Source organism: Emticicia aquatilis (genome assembly GCF_014644295.1).
Lineage (GTDB): Bacteria > Bacteroidota > Bacteroidia > Cytophagales > Spirosomataceae > Emticicia > Emticicia aquatilis.
On record NZ_BMKK01000006.1, the window covers coordinates 425,351 to 446,740 of the forward strand.

Annotated in this window: 17 protein-coding genes; 9 read left to right on the plus strand and 8 right to left on the minus strand. The window is 39.9% G+C overall.

The window, feature by feature from the left end; all coding sequences use genetic code 11:
• Positions 1 to 158: 158 nt before the first annotated feature.
• The 4 genes from IEX65_RS16840 to IEX65_RS16855 all read right to left on the minus strand — a co-directional run bounded on the left by IEX65_RS16840 (position 159) and on the right by IEX65_RS16855 (position 6,042).
• Entirely contained in the window at positions 159 to 1,178 is a 1,020-nt protein-coding gene (locus IEX65_RS16840; protein ID WP_188767522.1) for a FecR family protein, read from the minus strand.
• Positions 1,179 to 1,318: 140 nt separating this feature from the next.
• Entirely contained in the window at positions 1,319 to 1,912 is a 594-nt protein-coding gene (locus tag IEX65_RS16845) for a sigma-70 family RNA polymerase sigma factor (RefSeq protein WP_188767524.1), read from the minus strand.
• A 114-nt stretch (positions 1,913 to 2,026) separates the two neighbouring features.
• The gene (locus IEX65_RS16850) at positions 2,027 to 3,784 is read right to left on the minus strand and encodes a DUF6089 family protein (RefSeq protein ID WP_188767526.1); all 1,758 of its coding nucleotides are present in this window, start codon (positions 3,782 to 3,784) and stop codon (positions 2,027 to 2,029) included.
• A gap of 170 nt (positions 3,785 to 3,954) precedes the next feature.
• On the minus strand, positions 3,955 to 6,042 hold the full coding sequence (locus IEX65_RS16855; RefSeq protein WP_229250729.1) for a S9 family peptidase: 2,088 nt from the start codon (positions 6,040 to 6,042) through the stop codon (positions 3,955 to 3,957).
• Between the two features lie 239 nt (positions 6,043 to 6,281).
• On the opposite strand from IEX65_RS16855, the gene IEX65_RS16860 reads away from it, so the two are divergent.
• The gene (locus IEX65_RS16860; RefSeq protein ID WP_188767528.1) at positions 6,282 to 7,763 is read left to right on the plus strand and encodes a M20/M25/M40 family metallo-hydrolase; all 1,482 of its coding nucleotides are present in this window, start codon (positions 6,282 to 6,284) and stop codon (positions 7,761 to 7,763) included.
• A 53-nt stretch (positions 7,764 to 7,816) separates the two neighbouring features.
• Here the strand turns inward: IEX65_RS16860 and IEX65_RS16865 are convergent, their stop codons facing one another.
• Positions 7,817 to 8,422 carry a hypothetical protein gene (locus IEX65_RS16865; RefSeq protein WP_188767529.1) on the minus strand — a complete coding sequence of 202 codons (606 nt, stop codon included), beginning with the start codon at positions 8,420 to 8,422 and terminating at the stop codon, positions 7,817 to 7,819.
• A 145-nt stretch (positions 8,423 to 8,567) separates the two neighbouring features.
• Here IEX65_RS16865 and IEX65_RS16870 point away from each other — a divergent pair, with 145 nt between their 5' ends.
• The 8 genes from IEX65_RS16870 (at position 8,568) to IEX65_RS16905 (ending at position 17,397) form a co-directional block, all read left to right on the plus strand.
• The gene (locus IEX65_RS16870) at positions 8,568 to 10,109 is read left to right on the plus strand and encodes a YifB family Mg chelatase-like AAA ATPase (RefSeq protein WP_188767530.1); all 1,542 of its coding nucleotides are present in this window, start codon (positions 8,568 to 8,570) and stop codon (positions 10,107 to 10,109) included.
• 138 nt (positions 10,110 to 10,247) lie between these two features.
• The gene (locus tag IEX65_RS16875; RefSeq protein ID WP_188767531.1) at positions 10,248 to 10,688 is read left to right on the plus strand and encodes a thioredoxin family protein; all 441 of its coding nucleotides are present in this window, start codon (positions 10,248 to 10,250) and stop codon (positions 10,686 to 10,688) included.
• A 124-nt stretch (positions 10,689 to 10,812) separates the two neighbouring features.
• A complete protein-coding gene (locus IEX65_RS16880; RefSeq protein ID WP_188767532.1) occupies positions 10,813 to 11,658 on the plus strand; it encodes a dienelactone hydrolase family protein in 846 nt (281 codons plus the stop codon).
• 160 nt (positions 11,659 to 11,818) lie between these two features.
• Positions 11,819 to 13,105 carry an aminotransferase class V-fold PLP-dependent enzyme gene (locus tag IEX65_RS16885; protein WP_188767533.1) on the plus strand — a complete coding sequence of 429 codons (1,287 nt, stop codon included), beginning with the start codon at positions 11,819 to 11,821 and terminating at the stop codon, positions 13,103 to 13,105.
• A 132-nt stretch (positions 13,106 to 13,237) separates the two neighbouring features.
• Positions 13,238 to 14,377 carry an acyl-CoA dehydrogenase gene (locus IEX65_RS16890; protein WP_188767615.1) on the plus strand — a complete coding sequence of 380 codons (1,140 nt, stop codon included), beginning with the start codon at positions 13,238 to 13,240 and terminating at the stop codon, positions 14,375 to 14,377.
• Positions 14,378 to 14,421: 44 nt separating this feature from the next.
• The gene (locus tag IEX65_RS16895) at positions 14,422 to 14,781 is read left to right on the plus strand and encodes a hypothetical protein (protein WP_188767534.1); all 360 of its coding nucleotides are present in this window, start codon (positions 14,422 to 14,424) and stop codon (positions 14,779 to 14,781) included.
• A gap of 207 nt (positions 14,782 to 14,988) precedes the next feature.
• Entirely contained in the window at positions 14,989 to 16,737 is a 1,749-nt protein-coding gene (locus IEX65_RS16900; protein ID WP_188767535.1) for a GMC oxidoreductase, read from the plus strand.
• Between the two features lie 24 nt (positions 16,738 to 16,761).
• Positions 16,762 to 17,397, plus strand: coding sequence for a gluconate 2-dehydrogenase subunit 3 family protein (locus IEX65_RS16905; RefSeq protein WP_188767536.1), 636 nt, complete (start codon positions 16,762 to 16,764; stop codon positions 17,395 to 17,397).
• A gap of 153 nt (positions 17,398 to 17,550) precedes the next feature.
• Here the strand turns inward: IEX65_RS16905 and IEX65_RS16910 are convergent, their stop codons facing one another.
• The 3 genes from IEX65_RS16910 to IEX65_RS16920 are packed head-to-tail and all read right to left on the minus strand — an operon-like array spanning position 17,551 to position 21,380.
• Positions 17,551 to 18,333: an L-fucose dehydrogenase gene (locus IEX65_RS16910; RefSeq protein WP_188767538.1), complete on the minus strand. Its 783-nt coding sequence runs from the start codon at positions 18,331 to 18,333 to the stop codon at positions 17,551 to 17,553.
• 50 nt (positions 18,334 to 18,383) lie between these two features.
• Entirely contained in the window at positions 18,384 to 19,937 is a 1,554-nt protein-coding gene (locus tag IEX65_RS16915; protein ID WP_188767540.1) for a serine hydrolase, read from the minus strand.
• Between the two features lie 39 nt (positions 19,938 to 19,976).
• Positions 19,977 to 21,380 (minus strand): prenyltransferase/squalene oxidase repeat-containing protein, encoded by a 1,404-nt coding sequence (locus IEX65_RS16920; RefSeq protein ID WP_188767542.1) that lies wholly within the window; start codon positions 21,378 to 21,380, stop codon positions 19,977 to 19,979.
• Positions 21,381 to 21,390 lie beyond the last annotated feature (10 nt).

Here is a 21,390-nt window from a genome sequence, read left to right on the forward strand (position 1 = left end):
ATCAAAGAGGGCTTACATTTGAAGCTGGCAATGCTCGTAACATTGTCGGCTTTTTTTGTGCCAAAATTAAAGGAGAGGTTTGTCATAGTTTAGGTTTGCATATTTTGTTTAGGTTAAATTTTAAGGTTGAAAAATATTGATTACTTAATTTGTTCGATTTATTCGCAGCCTTTGCCATTAATCAGAATCGTTGTTCCTTTTACTTCGTAAGTTGCTCCAACTGCGGCACAGATAATATCTAGTTTTGTGTAAAGTGGTTGTTTCGTAATATCAGCTGTAAGAATGCAGTTATTCATTATCTCGTTTTCTACAATAATCTCAAGGCCGTAGGCTTCACGAAGTTTTTTCAACACTTCACTCATTGGAGTATCATCAAATTCAAAAAAGACCTTCGTATCTTGAATCTTAGTTGTTTGAATAATCGGATTGGCCACGATATTGGTCACAAATAGATTGCTCTCAGCAAAAAATGTGGCCTTATGATTCGGCAACAGAACCACTCCGTTGCCTTGTTTGCCCTCATTTTCTTCTTTTTCATAAACCGAAACTCTTCCCGAAACTACCTCAACCTCAATTTTCTTCACCCCATCAAGGTTTTTCACATAGAAACTCGTACCCAAAACCTTAGTAGTGACTTTGCCCGAATACACAAAAAATGGCTTTTGTGGGTTTTTCTCTACCTCAAAAAATGCTTCACCAGTTAGATAAACCTCTCGTTTGTCGGCATTGAAATGTTCTGGATAACTTAATTTACTTTTGGGCTGAAGCGTAACTTGACTGCCGTCTTCTAAGGTTAATTTCTTTGCTTGATTCGAAAAGTTCTGAATTTCAAGCATACCTTTTGGCGTGCTTTGTTGTGTGGAAATAGTAGTAGAAAAGGCCTCTTTTTGAGTGTATAACCAAGCAAAAGCTCCGAGCATAAGTAAAACAGATGCCGCAATGCCGATTTTGAAACGATTATTTTGCCAAAAACTAAGCGACACAACTTCGGTTTCTTCTTCAAAAGCTTGCCCTTTAATCTTTTGCCACAGTTTTTCTTCTAATTCCTTGATATTCCATTTACTATCGGGAACTTCCTCAAGTAGTTCGTACCACTGTTCTACAACTTGTTGCTCTTCGTCCGAACATTCTCCATTGAGGTATTTATTTAGAAGAATAGCAAATGATTGACGATTCATATTATTTTTCTTGGTTTTAGGTATAAGTCAATTTATTCGCAGTTAACCGCAAATAGTTTTATAAATTCTTTGAATAATTATACAAAATGGTAGATTAGGAGAAAAATTCTCTAAAAAGTACAATCGGGGAAATGAATAAATCAGTTTTCGAGGAAGCCGAAAATACGGAGAGAAAGTACCACCGAAAGGGTAATAAATTCACGAAGATGAATTCGTAAAGCTTTAAGAGCCTGAGTGATGTGATACTCAACGGTGCGTTCGGGAGTTTCTAATAACACCGAAATTTCTTTGACAGATTTATATTCAAGTCGGTTAAGGCGAAATATCTGTTGTGTTTTTTCGGGAAGTTGCTCAATGGCTTTTTCGATAGCTACCGAAAGCTCATTAAATGCCACAGATTCATCAACATCATCGGTTAGCTCGTTTTTCTTGAGCGAATATTCAACAAATTTTTCCTGCAAAATCTGCTTCTTGATTTGGTTGATTATTAAGTATCTGAGCGAAGTATTTAGATATGCTTCAAGGTTTTCAATCAAAACTTTTTCTCGTTTTTCCCAAAGGCTGATAAACAAATCTTGCAGAATCTCTTCAATGGTTTCTTTTGAACGAAGCTTGAATTGTGCCGAACGCAACAGTTTTTGCCAGTATCTTCGGTAGATTTCCTCAAACGCATCCTGCTCTCCTACACGTAAGAGTTTGACTAATAGTTCGTCGCTGAGGATTTTGTACTCCATTCATATTGGTGTTTGGTTTGCAAATGTAGGATAAATTCTGCACAAAAAAAGAGCAGAAACCATTGGCTTCTGCTCTTTTCTATATCTAAACAATCTTTAAAATTGTTTTACATCTTATCTCAATTGGAATTGAACACGAGTATTAGATTTTTTACCATCTGGTGTAGTATAATCTGTACTTGGGTCTTCATCTCCTTGACCTTCATAAGTCATACGAGCTTTGCTGATACATTTTTTCTTTAAGAAATAAGCGTAAATCGCACAAGCACGAAGCTTAGCCGAACGAAGGTTTGTTGCTGAACTTGCTCCATCGTTGAATGCTGAGATGTGTAAGATACTATCTGGACATCTTTGCAATAACGAACAAACTCTGTCAAGTTTTTTGTATGAAGCTGGTTTCAATTTGTTTGTACCGCTATAGAATTCGATTCCTTGAGCTGCGAAAGTCAATTCATCCAATTCTGCTTGTGAAATTTCACAACCACTTGCTGTTCTGTAACCTTTTGGTACTAATTTACCATTTACATAACCCTCTGGGCAGCCATCGTTTGATGCTAAACCAGCTAAGTCTGGGCATTTATCTTGTGCATCAGCAACACCATCTTTATCACGGTCTGGGCAACCTTTTGCTGAAGCTACACCTTTGATTGTTGGACAAGCATCATCTTTATCAGCGATACCGTCACCGTCAGTATCAGGGCAACCGTTCAATGAAGCAGGACCAGCTTCGTTCGGGCAAGCATCATCTTTATCGGCGATACCGTCACCATCTGAATCTGGGCAACCTTTCAATGCTTTCACACCAGCAACATCTGGACAAGCATCGTCTTTGTCAGCTACACCATCTTTGTCACGGTCAGGACAGCCTTTCAATGCTACTGTACCAACTTGTGTTGGACACTCATCATCTTTATCAGCGATACCATCACCGTCAGTATCAGGACAACCTTTCAATGCCATTGGACCAGCTTGAGTTGGGCAAGCATCATCTTTATCAGGAATACCGTCACCGTCAGTATCAGGACAACCTTGGAATTTGCGTAAACCTTTTTCAGTTGGACAAGCATCACAACGGTCAACAACACCATCTTTATCACCGTCTTTATCGCCAAAACGGTATGAACCAAGTAAGTTAGCTACTAAGTAACCATCGTTATATGATTTTCCGTTTGGTTCAAATGCTGTGCCTGTTCCAAGTGCTGTTGTAGAAAGTTTTGTACCATCTAAGTAATCAGAGAAAGCATAACGATAGCCAACTTCAGCACCGATAGTCCATCTTTCAGCAGCATTGTATTTCAAACCAACACCAAAAGGAAGAACCAAAGCCGCTTTTTTCAAATTTGCTTGGTCTTGGTCGAACAAACGAGCTACAACATATTTACGAGGGTCGTCGTCTTGTAAAGCTGCGTTTTGTGCAACAACTGTTGGGTTTGTAAACGCCGCTCCGATACCACCGAAGAGGTAAGGAGAAAGTGTTTTACGGAAAGTTCCGTCACAAGTATATCTTCTTTCTTTCAAAGGGTAGAATTCGCCTAATAAAGATAATTCAGTTAATGGTGATGTAAATTTCAAACGACGATAATTCCATCGGCCGTCTGGTTGGTCAAGGTCATTTCCTGCCAATCGTCCAAACAATAGTTGGGCACGTAATGCAAAATAGTCGTTGATATGACGACGAACAAAAGCACCAATCATAATGCTGTTTGCTGAAGCATACGGTTTACTACAGTGCATATCACCAAAATACTGATTGACACCAAGGGGAATACCAACTTCCCATTTGTAAGGTTTACACACCTTACAAGAATCTTGTGCCTGAGTTGTTAGCGATAATGTCAATAACGCTACAAAAAGGAATGTTACCTTCTTCATGTTGGGGGAATTTTATTGTTTTCTTCTAAGAAATAATATTAAAATTGGACTAATCAACGGATTTTATGTCACAATCTAAACGTAATCTTTAGCAAAGAAAAAAAAAATTGTTAGAAATTTCTACAAAAAACTATATTATTTTGCCAAAAATGATTAATCGGCCATTAATGTCATTCAAAAATTCCTGCCAAGTCAATAATGAACGCATATTCCATTGCAACTTCTTTAAGCGAGGCAAATCGGCCCGATGCTCCGCCGTGTCCAGCCTCCATATTAGTGTGCATCAATAATAAATTATTATCGGTTTTCATGGTTCGGAGTTTGGCTACCCATTTGGCTGGCTCAAAATATTGTACTTGCGAATCGTGTAGCCCCGTGGTTACGAGCAAGTTGGGATAATCCTTTGCCTCGACGTTATCGTAAGGCGAATAAGATAACATATATTCATACGAATCTTTATTTTTCGGATTTCCCCATTCTTCAAATTCGCCAGTTGTGAGTGGAATCGTTTCGTCGAGCATCGTCGTCACGACATCGACAAAAGGCACGGCTGCTACCACGCCACGATAGAGGTCTGGTCGAAGATTAATGATGGCTCCCATCAGCAGCCCGCCCGCACTGCCACCGAGTGCAAAAAGTTTTTCGGGGCTACAATAGTTGTTTTTGATTAGAAAAACCGAACAGTCAATGAAATCATAGAAAGTATTCATTTTTTTGAACATCTTTCCGTTTTCGTACCATTCACGACCCATTTCTTGGCCGCCTCTGATGTGGGCAATGGCATACACAAAACCACGGTCGAGTAAACTCAAGCGGCTCGAACCAAAAGTTGCATCGGTCGAATAGCCATAAGAGCCATAAGAATATTGCAGAAGAGGAGCGGTACCATCAAGTTTTGTGCCTTTTCGGTAAACAATCGAAACGGGTACTTTTGCTCCGTCACGCACGGTTACAAATACTCTTTCCGAAACATAATTCTCTTTATCAAATCCGCCCAAAACCGTTTGTTGTTTCTTTAATTCTTTGGTTTGGGCGTTCATGTCATAATCAAATGTTGAGTTTGGAGTAGTCAATGAAGTATAGCTATAACGAAGAATGTTGGTATCAAAACTTGGGTTTGAACCAATATTTGCATCGTAAGCAGGTTCGCCAAAGTTGAGATAATGCTCTGCTTTTGTAGCATGATTGATGATACGAAGCTGGCTAATACCTTGATTTTTCTCTTGAACTACTAAATGATTTTTAAAAACCTCAATTCCTTCTAAATAAACCTCTGGACGATGCTCAATAACGGTTTTCCACTTCGATTTATCGCTTGTTTCCTGCTCGTCAACTTCCATCAATTTGAAGTTAAAAGCACTGTCAGTGTTGGTTTTTACGTAAAATTTATCCTCAAAATGCTCAATATCGTATTCGTGTCCACGCTCACGAGGGAGAAAAGTTTTGAATTCGCCAGTTGGATTTTCTGCTTCCAAAAGCTGATATTCAGATGCAATTCCGTTATGGTCGCTGCCGATAGCAATGTATTTTTTCGATTTCATTCGGTAAAGACCCATGTAGTATTGGTTGTCTTTTTCTTCATAAACCAAAACATCGGTTTTTACGTCAGTTCCCAAAATATGTCGCCACACTTGATAGCCCAATAGGGTCTTTTGGTCACGTAAAATGTAGAAAAACGTTTGATTATCAGCTGCCCAAGCGTAACTTCCTCCTTCGGTATTTTTGATTTGGTCTTTATAAATTTCGCCAGTTTTTAGATTTTTAAAGCGTACTGTGTAGTTTCTTCGGCTTACGGTATCGACACCATAGGCAATGATTTCGTCATTATCTGTAATCTCGTAGCCACCAATACTGAAATACTTTTTGCCTTTTCCCATTTCATTGCCATCGAGCAGAATTTCTTCGGCGGCATCGAGAGTGCCTTTTTTTCGACAATAAATAGGATATTCTCCGCCCTCTACATATTTTACATAATAAAAGTATTCACCATCTTTTACAGGAACCGACTCATCTTGCTCTTTGATTCTGCCTTTCATTTCCTCAAAAAGCTTTTCTTGCAAAGGCTTTACAGGAGCCATTACTTGAGCTAAATACTCATTTTCGGCATTCAGATACGCAATCACATCAGGATTTTCGGGGTCGTTGAGCCAATAATAATTGTCGATACGAGTGTGGTTGTGGGTAATTATTTCTTTGGGTTTTACTGCTACACTTGGGGCTGTTAGGCCTATATTTGTCATGCTTGAATGGATACTCATATTTTTGAAGAATATATTATCGAATATTGATATTTTTGAAACACTATTTTAAAGAAACAGAACAAAAGTAAAGGATATTTTCTATCGTTTGCTTAAAAATATTTTGTGTGAAAATACTGATTGAAGGAAAAAATGCAGACATTTTGTAGAAAAATAAAAAAATAACGATTTTTACAATTAATATTACGGATAGAATCCAAAATTGTCATCTATACAAATTATAACCATCAATAAATCTAATGAAAAAACAGAGTTTTGTTATTATAATTTTAGTAATCATTGCTGCTCTTTCTTCGTTCAAAATAAAGCGAGATAGTCTTGAAGACGTATTTATTAAAATCAACCAAGATGTGCTTTATCGTGGCCGTTCGTACGAAACGCTCGGCGAAGCAACATCAACCATCGGCCATCGACTTACAGGAAGCACTAACGGCAAAAAAGCCGAAGAATATGCTTATAAATTATTTAAAGAATATGGTTTTGTAGATGTAAAGTATATGCCATTTGAAGTAGAGTCTTGGGCGAGAGATACCGTAAGTTTGGCAATCGTACCGAAGGGAAGTGATAATTTTCGTGATGTAGAAGTAGTGGCTTTGGCTCACTCGCCAGTTTCTTCGCATTTACAAGGGCCAATCGTTGATTGTGGCGATGGTGTTGAGTCTGATTTTGAGAAAGTAAAAGCCGAAGTAAAAGGAAAAATTGCCTTATTCAATATCAATATTCAATCGCCAGAAAATAAAGGAAAGAAGAATCTGCACCGTTCCGAAAAAACAGCTTTGGCCATTAAATACGGTGCTTCGGGTGTAATTATCGCCAATGCGGTTGATGGTGGAGTACTTTTGACAGGAACAGCCTCAGTAACAGGCGAGTTGATTCCAATTCCTGCGGTTTGTATTTCGGTAGAAAGTGGCAAAGCGATTCGCAAATGGATAAAAGAAGAACCAAATTTGTTGGCCGTGATTGATATGCGAAATTTCAGCCGACCAATCAGAGCCAGAAATGTAATTGCGACGCTTCCAGGAAGCTCGAAAAAATACAAAAAAGAGAAAATTGTTATCGGTGGTCACTTAGATTCGTGGGATTTGGCAACTGGGGCAATGGATAATGGCATTGGCTCATTTACGGTATTGGATATTGCCAGAGTTTTCCAATCATTGAATCTTCGACCAAAACGTACTATCGAATTTGTGATGTTTATGGGTGAAGAACAAGGCTTGCTTGGCTCGAAGGCAATGGTGAAAAAATATAAAGAAGAAGGAAAAATCGACCAAGTTCAGTTAATGGTTAATCTTGATATGGTCAATAACGCCAAAGGTTTCAATGCGATGGGTCGCCCTGAGCTACGTAAGTTTTTTGATGAAATCGGTAAGAAAATCAAGGATGTTGATTCTACTTTTTCAAACGTAAATCCAAACTCTGCGGGCTTGCACTCTGACCATCAGCCATTTATGATTGAGGGCGTGCCAGTTTGTTCGCCATCGGGAAGTTTTCCAGTAAAAGCTTATAATTGCTATCACGCAAACTGCGACCGTTTCGATTTGATTGATAAAAAACAAATCAATAACAATGTTCGCTTTACGGCCATGATGCTTTATGCTTTGGCCGAAGCCGAGGCTTTACCAGTGAAAAAAATGAATGACCAAGAAACCAAAGAGTTTTTGATTAAACAAAACCTCAAAAACGAATTGATTATTGGCAAAGATTGGCGTTGGGAACAATAAGAGATATTTTAGAGAATCGTGGCCTCATCGAACAAAATTCGGTGGGGCTTTTTTTATGCTCGTTTGTTTTTCCAATAGCCGTAAGCATAAACCAAGACAAATGAGCCAAGCCCCACATAAGCCAGTGTTGGGGCAAAACTATCAAGAAATTTTCGGAGTGAAACCGCTACCAAAATAATAAGCAAACCGATGATATAAAGTGCATCAAGCCGAATATCGTGGCGTTGGATGGGGATTACTTTTAGAGGAGCAACTTCATCGGTAAGCAAAAATTTGATTTTATAAAAATCATAAACAAGCAGATACAAATTGCACAAAAGAAAGAACGCAACCACATAAGGTGTACCTTGCCAGTGTAGCGAAATCGTCACCATTAGAATATTTGCAAACATCGGAATCGCCATTATTGCCCCCAAAGTAGCGAAACGCTTCACCAGAAGCATAAAACCAACAACGATTTGCGAGTAGGCAATAAAGACAGCATAAATACCCAAATTGTATTTTTCCAGTTCTGTTTCTAACCAAACAGGGCCGATAATGCCAATAAAATGCCCATTAAACATTTTGGCCACACCAGCCGTAAGCAAGATAAAACCCAACCAAAACCTAATACAACCTGCAATAAATTTCCAAAATTTTTGACCCGAAAAAAAGTTCATGAGGATATTATTTTATGAGATACAAATATAAAAACCTAATCAACAGTTGTTCGGAATGTGGTCATTTTTATAATAAATTTTGCCAAACCTTGCAATTTCAGTAAATCATGATTTAATTTCGAGTTCATACAAAAAACAAAAACTTATGCTGTCAAAAACCTTCGGGGCTGCTGTTTATGGTGTCAATGCAACTTTAATTACGGTCGAAGTAAGCGTAGTGCAAGGCACAGGAATGGCAATTGTTGGTTTGCCCGATGGGGCGGTTAAAGAAAGCCAACAACGAGTAGATGCCGCCTTGAAAAACTGTAATTATCAGATTTCTCGTCAAAAAACTGTCATTAATCTCGCACCTGCCGATATTCGTAAAGAAGGTTCGGCCTATGATTTACCAATGGCGTTGGGACTCTTGGCTGTTTCAGGACAAATCAGAACAAGCAAAAACTTAGAAGAATACGTTATTTTGGGCGAACTGGCCTTAGATGGCACACTTCGACCAATCAAAGGCGTTTTGCCGATTGCCATCGAAGCTCGTCGAAACAAACTCAAAGGTTTTATTCTTCCTGCTGAAAACGCAATGGAAGCCTCCATCGTCAATGCCTTAGATGTTATTCCAGTAAATACGCTCACCGAAGCCATTGAGTTTCTGACAGGAACGAAAGAAATTGAACCTTTGGTGACCGATACACGAGATATCTTCTTCAATTCGGTTGGCGAATACGATGCCGATTTCTCGCACGTACAGGGGCAAGAGAACATCAAGCGAGCTATGGAAATTGCTGCCGCTGGAGGACACAATGTAATCATGATTGGCCCTCCTGGAGCGGGTAAAACTATGTTGGCGAAGCGTTTGCCGTCAATTTTACCGCCACTTACTCTCCACGAAGCACTCGAAACCACAAAGATTCATTCGGTAGCAGGAAAATTGGGTGTGAAAGCTACCCTAATTGCTCGTCGTCCATTTCGTTCGCCACACCATACAATTTCTGACGCAGCTTTGGTTGGAGGAGGAAGTTTTCCACAGCCTGGTGAGATTTCTTTGGCTCATAATGGTGTTTTGTTTTTAGATGAATTACCAGAGTTTAAACGAACTGTTTTGGAGGTAATGCGTCAGCCACTCGAAGAGCGAAAGGTTGTTATTTCTCGTACAAAACAGGCCGTTGATTTTCCCGCTAACTTTATGCTCATTGCCAGCATGAACCCATGTCCGTGCGGCTATTATAATCATCCCGAAAAAGATTGTACTTGTCCGCCAGGAACTGTTGGGAAGTATTTGAATAAAATCTCTGGGCCTCTTTTGGATAGAATAGACCTGCACGTAGAAGTGACTCCTGTAAGTTTCGACCAAATTGCTTCAACTCGTAAAAACGAAACGTCGGCCGAGATTCGAGAACGAGTAGTAAAAGCCCGTGAGATTCAGACCAAGCGTTTTGAGAATTACTCAGAAATACATTCAAATGCCATGATGCCACCAGAAATGGTAAAAGAAATTTGTGATATTGGCGAAGCAGGAAAGGCACTACTCAAAAAAGCAATGGAACGCCTCGGTCTTTCGGCTCGTGCGTATGACCGCATTCTGAAAGTAAGCCGAACGATTGCCGATTTGGCAGGAAGTGATGAAATCAGAATCGAACATTTAGCTGAAGCCATTCAGTACCGTAGTTTAGATAGAGAGAATTGGGCGGGGTGAAATCAAACTTAATTTTGGCCTAAATCTTGCTTTTTCGTTATCAAAGAAACTAAAAACTTGTTTCTGTACGTTATTAACATCAATTATTAACCTTTCACACGAAGGCCTTTTGGCTGTCGGGAAAAAACTAACACTAAAATGAAGAAAACCGTTTTTGTTGCTCTCATTGGCCTATTTTTCAGCGTAACTACTTATGCACAGCATAGCAATAGTGCCACAGGCATAAAATTTACCGAAGCATCTTGGAAAAAAATTCTTGAAAAAGCGAAGGCCGAAAAGAAACTTATCTTTATGGATGCTTACACAACTTGGTGCGGACCTTGTAAAATGCTCCAAGCGAGGGTTTTTCCTGACAAAAACTTAGGAGAGTTTTTCAACCAAAACTTTGTTAATGCAGCCATTGATATGGAAAGCGACGAAGGTGTAAGACTTTCAAGTATATATGAAGTACAAGGTTATCCATCGTTATTCTTCATTGACCCAAATACAGGTAAAGTAGTAAAAATGTTTTTGGGCTATACCGAAATCGACCAATTGCTTGATGCAGGAAAGAAATTAGTGGCGAAAAGAAAAGTATAATCAAATTAAATATTAGTTTTTTAGAAGAAGAGAGAAGGCATTCGATGTTTTCTCTCTTTTTATTATAAACCTTTTGCCGCAAATTGTCGTTTATATATGTATATACATCTAATTTTATATTAAAATGAAAAAACTCCTCTTTACACTTGCTTTTGCGAGTATCTCAGCTCTTAGTTTCTCACAAAGTTGTTGCGAATTGGTTTTTGCCAGCAACGATGGCAACATGGGCGTTTTTGCTTCTGATAAAGCCTTTATTGCCTCTCACTTGGCACCAATCGTTTATAAGCACACAAGCGAAGTTGGTGGAAAAATGATAGAGATTGCTACACCAGACGGCAAAAAAGCAAATGCCTATTTTGTAAAATCTACGAAAAAATCGGACAAATGGCTTTTTGTATATCAAGAATGGTGGGGATTAAATGACCACATCAAGCGTCAAGCCGATGTTTTCTACAAAGATTTAGGTGGAAATGTAAACGTTTTAGCTCTTGATATGTATGATGGTAAATTAGCCACTGACGCCAGCGAAGCAGGAAAATATATGCAAGGTGTGGTTGAGGCTCGTCTCGAAAACATTGTGCAAGGTGGCTTACAGTTTGCTGGTAAAAAAGCCAAAGTTGCTAACGTAGGTTGGTGTTTCGGTGGTGGCTGGTCATTAAAATCGGCTATCATTGGTGGAAAGCAAACTGTTGGCTCGGTAATGTACTACGGAATGCCAGTAAAAGACGTTGAAAAGTTAAAAACGTTGAACACCGATGTACTTGGTCTTTTCGCAACTGAACAATGGATTTCAAAAGCAGTAATCGAAGAATTTGCAGCAAATATGAAAACTGCTGGCAAAACCCTCAATTACAAAATCTTTGAAGCTGACCACGCATTTGCCAATCCAAGTAATCCAAAATACGATGAAGCCAAAGCCAAAGAAGCCTACGGAATGGCTATCGAATATTTGAAGAAAAAACTTTTGTAAAATACCTGTGGGGCGAACATCCTGTTCGCCGTAAAACATAATGAGTTGTACTCTATTTTAGCTTTCAAAAGCAAAAAATTGAGTACAACTCATTTTTTTATCAGCATAATTCTATAAATTCACTTCCCTAAACTCATCAAAACTAAAACCTCCCTAAACCATGCCCTCACGCCGTAGTTTCTTGAGCAAAGCCGCCATGCTTGCCAGTACCTCACTTATTCCATCGTTAAAGGCTTTTTCAAAAGAAGAATTGCTGACTTTGGCTGCTTACAAACCCGAAAAATCGGCCCTCGAACTGGCAACCGACGAAGATTATTGGTGGCAAATTCAGCAAGCCTACACCGTTTCGCCACAAATTATTAATCTAAATAACGGAGGTGTGAGTCCATCGCCAATGGTAGTACAAAATGCCGTTGATAGATATAATAAACTCGCCAACGAAGCACCCAGTTATTATATGTGGCGAATCATGGACCAAGGCCGAGAACCACTGCGTGAAAATCTGGCAAAATATGCAGGAGTTTCACCCGAAGAAATAGCCATCAACCGAAATGCAACGGAAGCCATCGACACCGTAATTATGGGACTGCCTTTACAACGTGGCGATGAGATAGTAATGACTCGCTACGATTACCCAAATATGCTACACGCATGGCGACAAAGAGAATTACGTGACGGACTAAAAATCAATTATGTAGAACTTGACCTACCTGCCGAAGATGCAGACCTCATCGTCAAGAAATATGTCGAGCAAATGACCTCACGCACCAAAATTGTGCATATAACGCACATTATGAACTGGAATGGACAAGTTATTCCTGCCAAACGAATTGCCGACGAAGCCCACAAACGAGGCATCGAAGTTTTGATTGATGGAGCCCATTCATTCGCTCATCTCGAATACAAAATTCCTGATTTGGGGGGTGATTATTACGGAACAAGTCTGCACAAGTGGCTTTCTGCCCCTATCGGCTCTGGAATGCTTTGGGTGAAAAAAGAAAAAATCAGTAAAATTTTCCCGCTTATTCCCAACGATAAACCCAACTCTGACAATATCCGAAAATTTGAAAACCTCGGCACTCGTCCATTCATGATTGAGCAAGCCATCGGACAAGCCCTAAATTTTCAATTGGCCATCGGCAATGCAAGAAAAGAAGCTCGTTTACGTTTCTTAAAAGATTATTGGGCAAAAGAAGCCACAAAAATGCCTAAAATCAAAATGAACACTTCGCTAAAGCCCGAATTTTCGGGAGCATTGGCACATTTTAGTGTAGAAGGCTTAGAAGCAGGAAAAATGGAAGGCGAGCTATTCGCCAAATTCAAAATACATACTTCGCCAACCAAATGGGAAAAACTCGACGGCGTGAGAGTTACCCCGCACGTTTATACCTCACTTCGAGATTTAGATAGACTCTTAGATGGTGTACAGCATTTGACGAAATTATAAGAGTTAAAAACATAAAAACCTTCAAAATATTAGTATGCTTGCATACTAATATTTTTTTATATAACTTTGATTCATCAACAATACAAACTACAAAACCAAATAAAAACTATGGCAGCAACTACGATAGAAGGTATCAATTTTAACCTAACCGAAGAACATTTGGCAGTGCAAGCCGCTGCTCGTGATTTTGCCCAAAACGAACTTTTACCTACTGCCATCGAGCGAGATACGCATTCTGTGTTTCCGTATGAGCAAATCAAAAAAATGGGTGAGCTGGGTTTTATGGGAATGATGGTTTCGCCCGAATACGGCGGCGGTGGCATGGACACGATTTCGTATGTACTGGCGATGGAAGAAATCTCGAAAGTGGATGCTTCTGCTTCGGTGGCTATGTCGGTCAATAACTCGTTGGTTTGTTGGGGTTTAGAAGAGTTTGGAACAGAAGAACAAAAACAAAAATATTTAAAGCCACTCGCATCGGGCGAAATTATCGGAGCATTTTGCTTATCTGAACCCGAAGCTGGCTCAGATGCAACTTCGCAGAAAACAACTGCCGAAGACAAAGGTGATTATTATTTAGTAAACGGCACAAAAAACTGGATTACCAATGGTGGAACGTCATCGGTTTGTTTGGTAATTGCTCAAACGCACCCCGAACTCAAGCACAAAGGAATCAATGCCTTGATTATTGAGAAAGGCACAGAAGGATTTGTGGTTGGGAAGAAAGAAGATAAAATGGGGATTCGCTCGTCAGATACACATTCTTTGATGTTTTCTGATGTGAAAGTGCCAAAAGAAAACCGAATCGGAGCTGATGGCTTTGGGTTTAAATTTGCCATGACAACCCTCAATGGTGGAAGAATAGGTATTGCAGCACAAGCTCTCGGAATTGCAGCAGGTGCGTATGAATTAGCCGTAAAATATTCAAAAGAACGTAAATCATTTGGTAAAGCCATCAGCGAACACCAAGCGATTCAGTTTAAATTAGCCGAAATGGCAACCAAAATCGAAGCCGCTCGTTTGTTAGTTTATAAAGCCGCTCGCCAAAAAGATGAGGGCAAAGATTACGTAGAATCAGCAGCGATGGCTAAACTTTTTGCATCTGATGTGGCCATGTGGGCAACTACCGAAGCCGTTCAGATTCATGGTGGATACGGTTATGTAAAGGAATTCCACGTAGAACGCCTCATGCGTGATGCCAAAATTACACAGATTTACGAAGGGACTTCTGAAATTCAAAAACTTGTGATTGCACGAGAGATTTTGAAATGATAGCTTTGTGGAAAATTTGTATCTAAGCCATTTTTAAAATTAACATGAAAAATCTATTTCTGGTATTACTCGTTTGTATTGGTTTCTCAGCTTTTTCACAAGAAACCATCACGGCTTCGCAAGCCAAAGATTTTGTTGGTAAAGAAGTTTTCTTGACGGGTAAAGTTGCTGGTTCAAGACTTTTTCAAAGACCAACGGGCGATATGCTTTTATTGAACATTGATAAACCCCACCCAAGTAATGATGTAACCGTAGTTGTTGAAGGCGAAGTAATCTCAAAAGGGAAATTTACAGAAGCTGCTTTGCAAGGTAAATCAATAAAAGTAAAGGGAATTGTGAGTATTTATAAAGAAAAACCACAAATAAAGCTCGAAAACGAAGCAAATCTAACAATCATAGAGTAGCACAATTTTCCAAATTGTGTTGGGAGCAATTTTCTAAATTGCTCTACAAAAAGGCTCGATTTGAGCCTTTTTTAATATCTATATTGTCTAAATTAAATTTTTTTAAAAAATAATATTTCTACTTCTTATCAAAATAAAAAGAAAAGTTTCTATTTTAGTATTTTGATTCTAAAAGCAATTAAATTTCTATTTCATCCCTAATAAAAAATGAACTTATTCGAGATTAAAGAGCAGGCTAAAGTGTATGATGTTGTCATTGTTGGCTCGGGAGCCGGTGGTGGTATGGCAGCGTATCAACTCGCAAAAGCTGGTGCTAAAGTTTGTTTGTTGGAAGCAGGTGGCTACTTCGACCCCGCTGACCCAAAGTATATTACTCAAATGAAAAACCCTTGGGAATCGCCTCGTCGTGGAGCAAGTACTCGTCTTCGTCCATTTGGAGATTTTGATGCTGCTTGGGGAGGCTGGGACATCGAAGGTGAGCCATATACGGCTGCTCAAGGTACGCAATTCCGTTGGTTTCGTTCAAGAATGTTGGGTGGACGTACCAATCACTGGGGACGTATTTCGATGCGTTTCGGTCCTGATGATTTCAAAAGAGGTTCTTTGACTGGCATCGGCGACGACTGGCCAATCGACTACGAAGACCTTGCTCCATATTACGATAAAGTTGATAAAATGATTGGTCTTTTCGGTACAAAAGAAGGTATCCGAAACGAGCCAGATGGTATTTTTTTACCTCCTCCCAAACCACGTTTGCACGAATTAATGCTTAAAAAAGCAGCTACGGGTATCGGAATTCCTGTAATTCCTTCTCGTATGGCCATGCTTACTAAGCCAATCAACGATTCTCGTGGTTCGTGCTTCTATTGCGGTCAATGTGGTCGTGCTTGTCAAGCCTACGCTGACTTCTCGGCATCTTCGGTACTTTGTATTCCTGCCGCAAAAACAGGTAACTTGACTTTGATAAATAACGCAATGGTGCGTGAAGTATTGACCGATGCAAACACAGGCCTAACAACTGGTGTTTCGTATGTCAATAAAATGGACTTGAAAGAATATACAATCAAAGGTAAAATTGTAGTTTTGGCTGCAAGTACTTGCGAAACTGCCCGTATTCTTTTAAACTCAAAATCTTCAAGATTCCAAAAAGGATTGGCCAACGATAGTGGAGTTGTGGGTAAATACCTCAATGACTCGACTGGTGCGAGCCGTTCGGCATTTATTCCTGCCTTAATGGATAGAAAACGCTACAACGAAGACGGTGTTGGTGGTATGCACGTATTTACTCCGTGGTGGTTGGATAACAAAAAATTGGACTTCCCTCGTGGTTATCACATCGAGTATGGTGGTGGTATGGGAATGCCAGGTGGTGGATTTGGTGGTGGAATTGAGCGTGTAAACGGACTTTATACTGATAAAAATGGTAATAAAAAACGTGCTGGTGGCTACGGTTCGACTTTGAAAGAAGACGTAATTCGTACGTACGGTGCGTATATCGGTATGGCTGGACGTGGAGAACCTATTCCATTAGAATCAAACTACTGCGAAATCGACCCAAATAATGTTGATAAATACGGTATTCCGACGCTTCGCTACAACTACAAATGGAGTGAAAACGAAATCAAGCAAGCTAAACACATGCAGGATACGTTTGAGCAGATTATCCACGAAATGGGTGGTATTGCTTTAGGTAAAAAGCCAGATGCGAGTACCAACTATGGCTTGGCACAACCTGGTGAGATTATCCACGAAGTTGGAACGGTTCGTATGGGCAATGACCCTAAAAAATCGGCATTGAACAAATGGCAACAAGCACACGATGTGAAAAACTTGTTTGTGGTTGATGCGGCTCCGTTTGTTTCGCAAGGTGATAAAAACGTTACTTGGACAATCTTGGCAAGTTCGTGGCGTACTTCAGATTACATCATCGACCAAGTGAAAGCCAAGAATTTGTAAGACTTTTTAATTTCAAGAAAAAACATGAAACGTAGAGATACATTAAAAGCAATATCTTTAGGCACTTTCGGGATGGCTGCTTTACCAACTACCGACTTGGTAGCGGCTGCTCCAGACCCAAAGCCTTTTAAAACCACGCCAGCACGTGTACCCGAAGAGATTGAACGTGATAAAAAACTAATGGCCGAAAAGTTTTTTACGGCTGCTGAATTGACAACCATAGGTATTTTGTGCGATATTATTATGCCCGCTGATGCAAAATCGGGCAGTGCTACGCAAGCGGGCGTACCTGCTTATATCGAGTTTATGGCAAAAGACCAACCTGCGTATCAGACTCCGCTTCGTGGTGGTTTGAAATGGTTGGATAATGTTTGTTTGAAGCAATTCGGTAAGGTGTTTTCTTTGTGTTCGGCAAAAGAAAGAATCCAGATTGTTGATGAAATTGCCTATCCGAATGATGTAAAACCAGAATATACACAAGGAGCATCGTTTTTTACACAAATGAGAAACTTGACAGTGGCAGGTTATTTCACCACTCAAATGGGTTTTGATGCTTTGGGTTATGTAGGAAATCGCCCGAATCAATGGGATGGTGTGCCACAAGATGTATTGGATAAATACGGCTTGAAGTACGACCCAATTTATGACAAAAAAGATTGATTTTTTAGTCAACGGTCGATAGTCAACTGACGACAGTTTAAAAGGCTCGGTAGATTTTCTGCTGAGCCTTTTAGTTTATATACTTTAAATAAGCGAACGTCGGCATGGCTTCGAGCCATGCCGACGTTAAAAAGGGAGTTTATATAGAAAATTTTACAACAAAGCTCTATCTAAATGCACATAACCACCATCGACGTGAATCAGTTGCCCAGTTGTGTGGCTTGATTTGTCAGAAAGTAAGAAAACTACCATGTTGGCGATTTCTTCGGCGGTTGTCATTCTATTTCCCAACGGAATTTTTGAATTGATTTTTTCCAAAGTTTCTGCTGGATTTGGCAATGTTTGTACCCACTTTTCGTAAAGAGGCGTATAACATTCAGCAACAATCAAAGAATTTACTCTGATGCCGTATTTCAATAATTCAACGGCCCATTCACGAGTGAGAGCATTTCTACCACCGTTGGCTGCTGCGTAGGCCGATGTGCCACCTTGTCCCGTTTCGGCAGTTTTTGAACCAATATTTACAATCGAACCTTTTGATGCTTTCAAAGCTGGCAAAGCGTGCTGAACAATCAGATAATAATGCACCAAGTTTTTGTGCAAAGACTCTATAAACCGCTCATAATTACCACTTTCGAGTCCAACACCATCATTTACGCCTGCATTATTGACAACTCCATCAATTCTGCCAAATTTTTGATTGATTTCGGCAATAGCTTTTTCACATTCACTTGGTTGCGAAAGTTCGGCCACAACTTGCTCGCATTTTTGACCTAAAGCAATTATTTCGTTAACCAATTTTAAATTATCGGCTTCGTTACGGCCAATGATTACAGGAATTGCTCCTTCATTTGCCAACACTCTCACGATGCCTTCTCCGATGCCCTTTGCCCCGCCAGTTACGATAATTACTTTGTCGCTTAAATTAAGATTCATTTGTTTTAAAATGGATTTTTGAGGTTGAATTATTGCTGTTTTTATGAAATTTATTTGACTACATGAAACTCTAAATCTTGAAAATCGAAGCTAAAATCGGTCAATGGCGAAATCGCTTCCATGGTCATTCCTGCTGCTTTACCTTCGGTGTCTAAGTTGAATTTTACGAAAGCATCAGCGTCGAGGCTTCTATCGTTCCATTTCGCTACAAACGTATTGCCTTTATAATAAAGCATTTCGCCCGAAAGTCTGGGCGAACGCTTTGATGCAAACATCAATTTTCCGTTTTTCAGCGAAATTACCACATCGCCAAACCATGCATCACGGAATGTGCCGGCAAACTGATTTAGGTCGATTTTTGTATTGTTTTTTTGTTGAGTATCAATGGCTGTCCAAATTTCACCCGTTATTTTCTTAGCGTTTTCATTGCCTGCCACTACACGAGCGTGATATTCGGCCACACGGTCAACTTTTGGCATTCCCAAATAGCTATCTTTAATCGTATTCGTAATGGCCGTAAAAGCTGCACCGACTTGTTGGTTGGTGAAAACAATGATTCCGAGTTTCATTTCGGGCAAAATCGTTACTTGCGTCACGATTCCTGCCAAACCGCCCGTGTGAGTAGCTTGTTTATAACCTTTCACATCGCTCAAAAACCAACCTAAACCATAAGATGAAAAGTGTGTATTATAAGCCGTTGGCCCACGAACTGGAATAATCGTCTGCGGTGTCCACATTTCTTCGTGAACTTCTTGGCTGAAAAGTCTTTTTGAGCCATCGCCGTATTTTCCGCCGTTGATTTGGGCAATAACCCACTTACTCATGTCCGAAACGCTACTATAAATTCCACCTGCGGCATTGGCAGTTTCGCTCCAATCAATGCCAATGGCTTGTACTTTTCCGTTGACTGGGGCATGTGGGTCAATCACATTTGATTTATCTTTTAATCGGCTCAACGAAGCCGCAGTTTTTGTCATGCCGAGCGGTTGCATGATGCGTTTTTCAACAAAATCTTCCCACGAAGTTCCCGACACACGAGCCACCACTTCGCCCGCTACGATGTAAAGATTATTGTCATAATCGTATTTTGAACGAAAGCTCGATACTGGTTTTAAATAACGAAGATTGTGAATAATATCTGTTTTAGTAAAATCGCTCGAATCAGGCCACATCATCAAATCGCCCGCACCTAAGCCCATTCCGCTGCGGTGACAAAGCAAATCTCTGATAGTAAACTCTTCGGTTACGTAAGGATTGTATAATTTAAACTCAGGAATGATGTCGGTCACCTTTGTGTCCCACTTAATCTTTTTCTCATCAACCAACATTCCCAGAGCAGCGGCGGTATAGGCTTTGCTGTTGGAAGCTACGCCAAAAAGCGTGTTTTCATCAACTTTTTGCTGAGTTTTTAGCGAACGAACGCCATAACCTTTGGCATGAATTACTTTGTCGTCTTTGATAACCGCCACAGCAATACCTGGCACATCAAAGGTTTTTAGTGTTCGCTCAACCAAGGCATCAATTTCGGCAGACGTAATAGTTTGGGCTTTGCTCGGAAAAATGCTCGATGATAAAATGATGAAAGCAAATAGGATTTTTTTCATGGGTAAAGAATGAAGATGAATATAATGCCCGAATTTATCTTAATTTGGGGAGAAATACAATTTATGATATTTCTGATAAGCCATTGCTACCAAAGCAGTTGTATAAGCGTCAGAAGTAAAATAGAGAATATTCCGAACAACCGTTCCGCCCGAAAAAAATACACCGCCTGTCCAATAGGCTTGGTTTTGTTCGATTTTCTTCTTTGAATCAATAAATGCAATGGCTCGATTGATTGATTCTTGCGGAATATCCAAACCAGACTCTTTCAGATAAAGCATTGCCAGTAAGGCATAAGTGGTTGATTGTAAGATATCTCGCTTATTTACGTGCTTCCAGCTTTCATAACTTCCGTCGGGCTTTTGACTTTTTTGTAGGTGAGCCAGCAGCAATTTTGCAGAGTTTTTTAGGGCAGTATCGCCCGCCGCTAAGGCTCGCCCGACCGCAAAATGAAAATGATAACGATTTGGGTAATAAATGCCCATTCTATTCCAACGGCCACGCTTGGTGTGTTTTTCGATAAGTTGGTGAGCGGCTTTACTGCCTTTACTCGTATCGAGTGAGCCTTTTTTTGTTAAATAAGTAAGCACATTGGCGTTTACCACCACATCCACATCATTTGTTCCCCACGGAATATATGGCACATACGGGTGCGGATAACACACACTAAAAGGCAGAAAAAACACTAAATTGTGCATCACGGTTTTGTGGAAACGCCAATTTTCGAAAGTAGATTCTTGTGCGAGCCAAGTCATATAAGCTCCCGATTTCTTGTAGCCATGATACATATAATTATACCAATGTCGGTTCTGACGATTTTTATCAAGAAATTGGTCGAAAACGCTGTATTTAAGTGGTGAAATTGAATCTATTTTTCCAAAAATCTTTTGATGATACCAAATCGCCAAATTTCCGAGGGCTGTATCATCGGCATCGTTGGCTACGTTGGCGGCATTGTTGATAAAGCGTTCTTCGAGTAAAAAAGTAGTTGGTCGTCTTACTAAAGGCACAGGATTTGGCTCTTTTCCCCAACGCAAATCTCGGCGAGGTGGTAATTTCTTCCAAAAGTTGAATTCATAACCAAGTGGGGTAGGAGTACCGTAACTCAAAATTTCTGGATACACCTTCTGTAACATTGGCAAAATATGCTTTTGGGTAGTATCTCCCAAGTACATTTCGGCCAAAATATTATGGATGCCCGCCATCGTGAAGCAGTTAGAATCTCGGTAACGGTTTTTTGTTCCGAGCAGGAAAAAGAAGCCTTTCATTTGCATGTAGGCTATCCATTCGCCTGCATACTGTTGGCCTTCGATGGTTTGAGTGGTTTGGTTTTGAGCTAAATAATGTAGGCTTCGCTCAATATCTTTTCGGAGAGAATCGGGCGAAGGTTGTTGAGAAAAAGCCGTAAAGTTTATCAGAAAGAGTAGAAATAGAGCGTTTTTCATGGAATTATAA

What these genes read in the sequence shown, in the direction of transcription:
- IEX65_RS16840 (WP_188767522.1), bottom strand. Translation starts at nt 1,178, where the DNA reads ATGAATCGTCAATCATTTGCTATTCTTCTAAATAAATACCTCAATGGA.
- IEX65_RS16845 (WP_188767524.1), bottom strand. Translation starts at nt 1,912, where the DNA reads ATGGAGTACAAAATCCTCAGCGACGAACTATTAGTCAAACTCTTACGT.
- IEX65_RS16850 (WP_188767526.1), bottom strand. Translation starts at nt 3,784, where the DNA reads ATGAAGAAGGTAACATTCCTTTTTGTAGCGTTATTGACATTATCGCTA.
- IEX65_RS16855 (WP_229250729.1), bottom strand. Translation starts at nt 6,042, where the DNA reads ATGAGTATCCATTCAAGCATGACAAATATAGGCCTAACAGCCCCAAGT.
- IEX65_RS16860 (WP_188767528.1), top strand. Translation starts at nt 6,282, where the DNA reads ATGAAAAAACAGAGTTTTGTTATTATAATTTTAGTAATCATTGCTGCT.
- IEX65_RS16865 (WP_188767529.1), bottom strand. Translation starts at nt 8,422, where the DNA reads ATGAACTTTTTTTCGGGTCAAAAATTTTGGAAATTTATTGCAGGTTGT.
- IEX65_RS16870 (WP_188767530.1), top strand. Translation starts at nt 8,568, where the DNA reads ATGCTGTCAAAAACCTTCGGGGCTGCTGTTTATGGTGTCAATGCAACT.
- IEX65_RS16875 (WP_188767531.1), top strand. Translation starts at nt 10,248, where the DNA reads ATGAAGAAAACCGTTTTTGTTGCTCTCATTGGCCTATTTTTCAGCGTA.
- IEX65_RS16880 (WP_188767532.1), top strand. Translation starts at nt 10,813, where the DNA reads ATGAAAAAACTCCTCTTTACACTTGCTTTTGCGAGTATCTCAGCTCTT.
- IEX65_RS16885 (WP_188767533.1), top strand. Translation starts at nt 11,819, where the DNA reads ATGCCCTCACGCCGTAGTTTCTTGAGCAAAGCCGCCATGCTTGCCAGT.
- IEX65_RS16895 (WP_188767534.1), top strand. Translation starts at nt 14,422, where the DNA reads ATGAAAAATCTATTTCTGGTATTACTCGTTTGTATTGGTTTCTCAGCT.
- IEX65_RS16900 (WP_188767535.1), top strand. Translation starts at nt 14,989, where the DNA reads ATGAACTTATTCGAGATTAAAGAGCAGGCTAAAGTGTATGATGTTGTC.
- IEX65_RS16905 (WP_188767536.1), top strand. Translation starts at nt 16,762, where the DNA reads ATGAAACGTAGAGATACATTAAAAGCAATATCTTTAGGCACTTTCGGG.
- IEX65_RS16910 (WP_188767538.1), bottom strand. Translation starts at nt 18,333, where the DNA reads ATGAATCTTAATTTAAGCGACAAAGTAATTATCGTAACTGGCGGGGCA.
- IEX65_RS16915 (WP_188767540.1), bottom strand. Translation starts at nt 19,937, where the DNA reads ATGAAAAAAATCCTATTTGCTTTCATCATTTTATCATCGAGCATTTTT.
- IEX65_RS16920 (WP_188767542.1), bottom strand. Translation starts at nt 21,380, where the DNA reads ATGAAAAACGCTCTATTTCTACTCTTTCTGATAAACTTTACGGCTTTT.